Source organism: Psychrobacter sp. DAB_AL32B, from assembly GCF_002224105.1.
In the GTDB taxonomy this organism is placed as follows: Bacteria; Pseudomonadota; Gammaproteobacteria; order Pseudomonadales; family Moraxellaceae; genus Psychrobacter.
In genome coordinates, this window is the sequence record NZ_NEXU01000119.1 from 19486 (window position 1) to 28038 (window position 8553).

At 40.8% G+C, this 8553-nt stretch carries 5 protein-coding genes; 4 read left to right on the forward strand and 1 reads right to left on the reverse strand.

The genetic code is table 11. The features are described from left to right. The first annotated feature begins 311 nt into the window (after positions 1-311). Complete coding sequence (locus tag CAN34_RS13005) at positions 312-2351, forward strand: histidine kinase (RefSeq protein WP_254423194.1); 2040 nt, start codon at positions 312-314, stop codon at positions 2349-2351. Positions 2352-2466: 115 nt separating this feature from the next. Next, positions 2467-3126, forward strand: a complete 660-nt coding sequence (narL, locus tag CAN34_RS13010; RefSeq protein ID WP_089556002.1) for a two-component system response regulator NarL — start codon at positions 2467-2469, stop codon at positions 3124-3126. Between the two features lie 134 nt (positions 3127-3260). On the opposite strand, the gene CAN34_RS13015 is transcribed toward narL, so the two are convergent. After that, entirely contained in the window at positions 3261-4742 is a 1482-nt protein-coding gene (locus CAN34_RS13015; protein ID WP_079691222.1) for an MFS transporter, read from the reverse strand. A 360-nt stretch (positions 4743-5102) separates the two neighbouring features. Between CAN34_RS13015 and CAN34_RS13020 the strand changes: the two genes are divergently transcribed. Together CAN34_RS13020 and CAN34_RS13025 are read left to right on the forward strand one after the other, a co-directional pair. Then, positions 5103-5504: a DUF1971 domain-containing protein gene (locus CAN34_RS13020; RefSeq protein WP_089556003.1), complete on the forward strand. Its 402-nt coding sequence runs from the start codon at positions 5103-5105 to the stop codon at positions 5502-5504. Positions 5505-5916: 412 nt separating this feature from the next. Then, positions 5917-8190, forward strand: a complete 2274-nt coding sequence (locus CAN34_RS13025; RefSeq protein ID WP_089556004.1) for a nitric-oxide reductase large subunit — start codon at positions 5917-5919, stop codon at positions 8188-8190. Positions 8191-8553: the final 363 nt, after the last annotated feature.

The following is an 8553-nucleotide window of genomic DNA, read 5'->3' on the forward strand; positions in this document are numbered from 1 at the left end:
AGTCGCTATTGAAATCGCCATAGACTATCGTTTAGATTGCCAATAATCAGTCAGTAAACTTGAGCAATGACGGCATAGCACTAACGGATTTATTCACAGGCATTTGCTATATTTGTTGCAAATGATGACTTACGGTACTGTGATATGACGGTTATTAGTATTCATACATAGTGGTATACTGATGGCTAAAAGGGGTAGGAGGCAGGCAAAAATTTAGCGTCTAAAATAAGATTTGAGCGAATAATTTTTGCTTGTTGGTACGCTTTAATTTGCAGTTGAGATGGTTTAATAATAGGTAAAAGCCACAAATGATGAATAGCTTGCGAAGACACTCTTTATCACTTCATGCTTGGGGCGCCGTCCTTATCGTCGCTATTCTCTGCTTCATGTCAGCGATAGGAAGTGGTACGCTTGCTTGGGTAGCGAAGTCAGATGCTGAGGCTATTAATACGGCAGGCTCGATACGTATGGCAGCTTATCGTATAAGTTTTCAGCTCGCGACGGATTTTTCTGATGATAATCCTTTTAGTTCAAGTTTAAACATTCGGCAAGACAGCCTTAATCTTACTCATGACAAGCAAGTTGAAAAACAGGGTAAATTAGATTTTTCTAATAAAGACACCTCTGAAAAGGTCGAAATTCTTATTGAAGATATGGAAAGTCGGCTGGAAGAATTACAGACGTACCAGTTGACGAGTGCTAACAGAAGTACGCCCATTACCAATCAACTCAATCAGATAAAATCCCAGTGGTTTCAGGCTTTAAAGCCTGCGTTATTAGGGCAAGATAAGCAGGCGTTTTATCGCGTTTCAGTCAAGTATATTGACGATGTTAATCGCTTGGTTAGCGAGTTGCAGTACAGAAACGAGCAGCGTCAGACATGGCAGCAAAACTTACAAATATTATCACTGATATTAACCATTATTATTATGCTGATTGGCATGCGCCGACTGCATCAAGCAGTACTAACGCCTATCAAGCAACTCATCAAAGCCAATAACCAATTTAAAAGAGGCAAGACCAATACCAGAGTGTCTATAACGGGTTATAGAGAGTTTGAGGTGCTTGGCAATTCTTTTAATGACATGGCAAGTACGATTGAGACCTATCAGCGCTCGCTTGAGAGTGAGGTGCAGATAAAAACCCAACATCTGACAAAAGCCAATCACGTCCTGTCGCTATTTTATGACTTTTCCAAATCCATTACCACCAACCAAGTCAGCTTGTATCGTCTCGATAAGTTGGTTGCTGATTTCAGTAAGACTTTGCCGCATTTAGAATTCACTTTATGTATACAGAATAAATATATAACCAATAAAAACGCCATCGTTCTACATGGCGAAAGAATGAAAGAGCTGTGCAAAAAGCTTAATTGCGATAACTGCGTGACCAAAAATGGTGAGTTCACTAAGTCTTATCCTATCAGCCATCAACAAGAAGAGTTTGGTGAGTTACGCGTTAGACCAAAGTCTATGCTAGTAATGAATCGTTCTTTTATCTCTGATGATGACAGTAGCGAGATAACGGCTTCACAGCGTATTCAGATGACAGCAACAGGCAGTATTTTCCCATTTTCGAGTGTTGAGTTGGATGCCCAAAATGACGAGTTAATCGTTGCGTTGACCAACTTAATCAGTGCGGCATTATCGCTGCGCAAACAAAGACAGCAAGAACATCAGCTTATTTTATTTGAAGAGCGATCGACCATTGCCAGAGAGTTGCATGACTCTTTAGCGCAGTCGTTGTCCTATTTGAAAATCCAAGTTAGCGTCTTAGAAAGGCATCTTAAAAATGCTGCCAGCGAGCCAGTTGAAGCGCCCATCTATCAAAATATCGAACAGATAAAAGTGGGGCTAGGTTCGGCTTATCAGCAGTTAAGAGATTTATTGGTGACGTTTCGCCTAACGATTGATAACGACAATTTTGATGAAGCATTGCACGAAGCTGCCAGTGAATTTGCTTTAAAAGGCAGTTTTAATGTGACAGTCCACAATCGTATTATGACGCTTAATTTAAGTGCCACCGAACAGATAGATTTGATTCAAATTGCCAGAGAAGCCTTGTCAAATATCAGCCGCCACGCCCAAGCGCAAAACGTAGAGATTCAGCTTGGCTATGAGGATGGTGATAAACATATCGTGATGAGTATCATCGATGATGGGGTTGGGATGTCAATGCTGGGCAGTGTCGATCAAACACAGCATCACGGTTTGATGATTATGAAAGAGCGCGCCCATGATATCGGCGGCGAATTGATCGTGACTGACAACCAACCACGCGGCACTATCATTACTGTAAGGTTTGAACCCAACTTCTTTGATGAAGATAGCAATAAAGACGCTTATTTGTAATCAAAAAAATGCTAGTTTTGAGCAATTAGCTGGTTATTTTTGAATGTATCATTTTTGAGTGTATCATTTTCGAGTAATTAAACTCTTGTACCATTTTTTTATTTGTGAGTATGTTATGAGCACCAAAGTTTATACCAGTACGTCTCCAGCTAGGCTATTATTGGTCGATGACCATCCTATGCTACGTCGAGGCATCTTCGAGTTATTAAGTCTTGAGGACGATGTCAAAGTCGTTGGTGAAGCCAGCAATGGTCAAGAGGCGCTAGCGTTCTTAGAAAATAATGAAGTGGATTTGGTGATACTCGACCATAAAATGCCGGTACTCACTGGTATTGAAACCTTAAGAGAAATCAAAGCAAGAAATATCACTACCAAGACCGTTTTGTTCACGGTTTCTGATAGTGGTGAAGACGTACAAGAAGCTTTAAAATTAGGCGTCGATGGTTATCTGTTAAAGGATATGGAGCCTGAGTTGATTATTATTGATATTAGAAAAATACTACGCGGCGAGCTGGTCATCAGCCCAAATCTGGCTTCGATATTGGCACAAACGCTACGCACGCCAAGTATTCAAGATATTGCCAGCAATCTGACCACCCGAGAGCTACAAGTGATTCAAATGATCGCTGAGGGGCTCAGTAATAAGATGATTGCCAATAGTTTAGATATTGCTGAATCGACAGTGAAAGTACACGTAAAGCATATTCTTAATAAAACGGGTCTACGCACGCGTGTCGAAGCAGCGGTTTGGACAGTAAACCATTTGTCTAAATAGCGATCTCTTAAAATAATGTTCACTAAGCTAAAGGTATTTATAGTCTAAACATAAAAACCCACCTAACTTTCGCTAGGTGGGTTTTTATGTTTAGACAGACAGACAGACAGACAGACAGACAAAAGGTCTGCATTTTAGCTTTGACTTTCTGCTGCAATCTGCCGATCGACCGATGACATTTTATACTCATCACCAAAGGCATCTTCAGGCTCTGCTAGCCAGAAATAGCACACAATCCACGCAATCAGCGCACCGATAGCGATAATATAAAAGAATTGATTGGGCTCAACAAAGGTATAAATGAATAAGTAGAATACCGCCCCAACGTTACCATAAGCGCCTGTCATTCCTGATATCTGACCAGTCAGACGACGCTTAATGGAAGGGATAATACCAAAGGTTGCGCCTTCAGCACCTTGCACAAATACCGAACATAGAATTGTAAATACGACGGCGATAAACAGCGGCCATTCGGCATTGAGCAAGCCCATCAGCACAAAGCCAATAGCGATACCAAACATATAAACCAACATCACTAAACGACGATTACCGACTTTATCAGAGATATAGCCGCCAAGTGGACGCGCCCATAAATTCACAAATGCAAACGTTGACGCAATCAAACCTGCTGCGGTTGGATCCAATTTCCAAGTTGCCGCAAAGAACATCGGTAGCATGGAGACAACCGCTAGCTCTGCGCCAAAGTTAGCAAAGTAGCTCACATTCAAAGCAGCAACCGATTTAAAGGGGTATTTATCATCTTCTGGAATACCGGCTTTGATTATAGGTAAATTCACACTGATGGCTTTATAAATTTGATAAACAATCATCAATACAAGCACGCTGTAGCAGACGATAGCGCCTGTCATACTTAAAAAATTCATCGCTTGGGTACGATAAACCAGCAATCCCAATACGCCATATAATGGAATAATAAATAGGCAATATAACCACAAATCTTTCCAAGTAGATACTTCTAAAGCCCCTGATTTTCGTGCTTTTTTATGTGTACCAACCTCTGGTCCGTCAGTGATTAAAAACCAATAAGCTACGCCATATACAGCTAATAGCAAACCAGATAAGGCAATTGCCCAGCGCCAGCCATCGTCACCACCAAAAAACTGTAAGGCTACAGTGGGTATGGTAATAGCTGCGGCAGCGGAACCAAAGTTACCCCAACCTGCATAGAAGCCTTCGGCAAAGCCAATGTCTTTTGGCTTAAACCATAAAGCTGTCATATGAATACCGACGACGAAACCTGCGCCAACGATAGACATGAATAACCGCGCGACGAATAGCTGCATGGCAGAATCACCAAAAGCGAAGAACCAAGTCGGTATTGCCATCACTACCATGAGTATGGAAAAAACGCGCCGAGGACCAAAACGGTCCAACGCCATTCCAACAATCACGCGACCAGGAATGGTCAAAGCGACGTTGGCAATCAGGAATAACTTAATATGATCAGGGGTCAAATAGCTTTCAGTCTGTAGCATCGACGTGGCGAGCGGCGCCATATTAAACCAGACATAAAAGGTGAGAAAAAAGGCAATCCACGTATAGTGAAGTGCTCTGATATCACGGCGTTCAAGCTCAAGTAATTCTTTTGCATGCATAATAATGTCCCCATTATAAATTCTGATGCTGGTAATGGGCACAAGATAGCAATAAGGGGGCTACATAACTATTGAGCGAAAGCAGTATAAGTACTCCTTTCCCTACTACTTAATAGGGAGTAATGAGTGGTTTTAGCTTTTTACCTATTCATTTTACTTATTCATCCATAGTCACGAACACATGAGAGTAGCAAAACATTTCAAAAAATGTTATTTTGTATAAACGATAATTATTATCATTAACGGTTTTGTCTTTATCTATAAGGCCTTTTTTTTAAGACAGCTAAAGATAAAAAGTACTAAGATAAATAACCCTAGGATAAGCAAGCCTAATATAATTAAATGAACCAAGGAGCTATCATGAGTGACGCCACCACCACCAACCCAGTCGTTCCAAGCCATTGGAAAATAAAACGTTCTACCCATTTCTTTACCAAGGGTAAAGTCCCCTCTGCCTTATTGACCCATCACAATACGGCAGAGGGTGTATACGGGCAAATCTGTGTCATGCAAGGCACGGTGACCTTTTATGGGTTTGCTGATGAAGCTGCCACTGAACCCGAAAAAACCATTGTCATCAAAGCCGGACAATTTGCTGTCAGCCCACCTCAGTATTGGCATCGTGTAGAGTTAAGCGACGATGCCCAATTCAATATCAACTTTTGGACAGAAGGTGATACAGGCAATAAGTCGATGTTCAATAGCTCAACCATACATACCAAACCTATTGAAAAGTTGTTTGATAAGCCAGAAGAATCCTAATCTGTGTTTATAACTTCTGCAAAATCTTAACTTATACGTATTGATCAGCGAAACAGCTACCTAAATAGGTAGCTGTTTTTTTAATAGTGAACGCTAGAGTTTATAGTAATGATAATAATAAATAGAAATAATCATTAACATTCATATTAAATGAATGTTATTATGTTTCCAATTTGATGCTATATGTAAATTATCGTCAAATGAATTTAACCAATTAACCGATAAAGTCTACTTAGCTGCCAAATCCCTAATCTCTACCTTGATGCTAATAGGCAGAGAGTTTTTAGGCAGCTATTAATGGATTTATATCAACGGGCAGTATTATTGTTAATTTTGGAAGTATCATTGCATTTATAAAAATTCATTTTAAATACATCTTTAAGATGTTCTATCTAGCTAATAGGAGCAAGATATGGGCGAGTACAAGAAGTATTGGTTAGGCTTAATTGCCGTCCTCGTCATCACCTTTACCTTTTTAGGCTGGGGCGGCGTAGAAATCTATCGTACCGCACCCCCTATCCCTGATCAGTATATTGATACTAATGGGAAAGTTTTAATCACAGAAGAAGATATCTTAGATGGTCAGTCCGCTTGGCAGCGTACTGGTGGTCAACAGCTTGGTTCAGTACTCGGGCATGGTGCTTATCAAGCCCCTGACTGGACAGCAGATTGGTTACACAGAGAGCTTGTAGCATGGTTAGATATCAGAGCAGAAGAGCTATATAGTCGTGATTTTGCTGCTGCTACTGACGATCAAAAAGCCGTGCTCAATGCGCAGCTGAAAAAAGAATATCGTGGTAGTGCCGTCAATGATAAAGACCAAGTGGTGTTATCTGATACTCGGATCGCCGCGATGAATGAGATTGCACCGTACTATATAGGTTTGTATGGTAATGAGCCTTCATTGCAAAAGTCTCGTGAAAACTTTGCAATGAAGAACAACACTTTGCCAAATCTTGAGGACAGACAGAAGCTAACCAATTTCTTCTTTTGGACAACTTGGATGGCTTCTACTAACCGTCCTGGTACTGATGCGACTTATACCAATAACTGGCCGCATGAGCCGCTTATTGATAACGTTCCGACATCAGAAAATATCATGTGGTCTATCGCTAGTGTGGTATTTTTAATCGCTGGAGTAGGTTTTCTGATTTGGGGTTGGTCTTTCTTACGTAAAGAAGAAGACGTGAAGCAAGTAACACCCGATACTGATCCATTAACTAGGATTGCGTTAACGCCTTCGCAAAAAGCGTTAGCAAAATATGGAGTTTTAGTCGTCGCATTGTTCGTCTTTCAGGTATTTATTGGTGGCTTTGTCGCGCATTATACCGTCGAAGGCCAAGAGTTTTATGGTATTCCAGTTGCTGACTTCTTCCCTTATTCACTAGTACGTACGTGGCATATTCAGGCCGCATTATTTTGGATTGCCACCGCATTCTTAACGGCAGGGTTGTTCTTGACCCCATTTATCAATGGCGGTAAAGATCCTAAATATCAAAAATTGGGCGTTGATATACTGTGGTTTGCGCTCATTATCGTGGTCGTTGGTTCGTTCGTTAGCCAATACTTTGCCATTGCCGGTATCATGCCAGCAAAATACAATTTCTGGTTTGGTCATCAAGGCTATGAATTTATTGACCTTGGTCGCTTCTGGCAGATTTTAAAATGGGTCGGTATTTTATTCTGGTTGGTATTAATGACCCGTGGTTGTTTACCGGCATTTAAACAAGAAGGCGATAAGAACTTACTGGCGATATTCTTTGCTTCTGTGGTTTGCGTCGGTTTATTCTACGGTGCTGGCTTGTTCTATGGCGAACGTACGCACTTAACCATCATGGAATACTGGCGCTGGTGGGTGGTACATTTATGGGTAGAGGGCTTCTTTGAAGTATTTGCTACTGTATCGCTTGCCTTTATTTTCTATAACTTAGGTTTGGTAAATAAAAAGATTGCTACTGGTTCCGCCATTGCTTCTGCGGCACTATTTATGCTCGGCGGTGTACCCGGTACTTTCCATCATTTGTATTACTCTGGTACTACCACCCCAGTGATGGCAATCGGTGCCTCATTTAGCGCGCTAGAAGTTGTACCCTTAGTCGTATTGGGTTATGAAGGTTATGAGCATTGGTCTCTGCAGCGTCAAGCGCCGTGGATGAACAAACTCAAATGGCCTATCATGTGCTTCGTTGCCGTTGCATTCTGGAATATGTTAGGTGCTGGTGTGCTTGGCTTTATGATTAACCCGCCGGTGTCATTATTCTATTTGCAAGGATTAAATACGACTGCTGCTCACTCTCATGCGGCATTATTCGGGGTGTATGGCTTCTTAGCGATTGGTTTTATCTTACTGGTTATGCGTTATATTCGTCCAGATTATATCTTTAGTGAAAAACTCATTAAAACCGGCTTTTGGGCGCTAAATATAGGCTTAGTATTGATGCTTGCGACCAGTTTATTACCCATTGGTATTTACCAAGCGTACGCTTCAATGACTGAAGGTCTATGGTATGCTCGTAGTGAAGGCTTCTTACAACAAGACTTCTTGCAAACACTACGCTGGATTCGTACCTTTGCTGACGTCATCTTTATCGTTGGTGCAGTATGTGTGGCTTTACAGGTAGTCAAATTCGCTTTTGCAAAGCCATCACACTCAAATTACCAACCTGATAATCCTGTCAATGATTAATAAAATGTGAAGCAATAGAGTGCTAATTATAAAATAGTGTAAAAGTAAAAAAGCCCTGATAATTCAGGGCTTTTTATTGGCTAATTAACAGTCTTTTCTATTAAAAGTCTTCTATGGTCAGTCCTAAATAAAAGAAATACAAACATTATAACGTGCTACTGGTATTAATTTTTCTTGCTTGCTGTGCCTACGCAGACAGAGGCTGCGAATAATTCATCCCAGCAGCACCGTATTCTTTAAAAGTGGATACACTAGATCATTTAGTCTTTTGAACATTGATATCTGTTTAGAAGACAACATCGATTACCTCATTTGATGTCTTTAGAATAATCTATATTTATTATTTATTTTATACAGCCATGC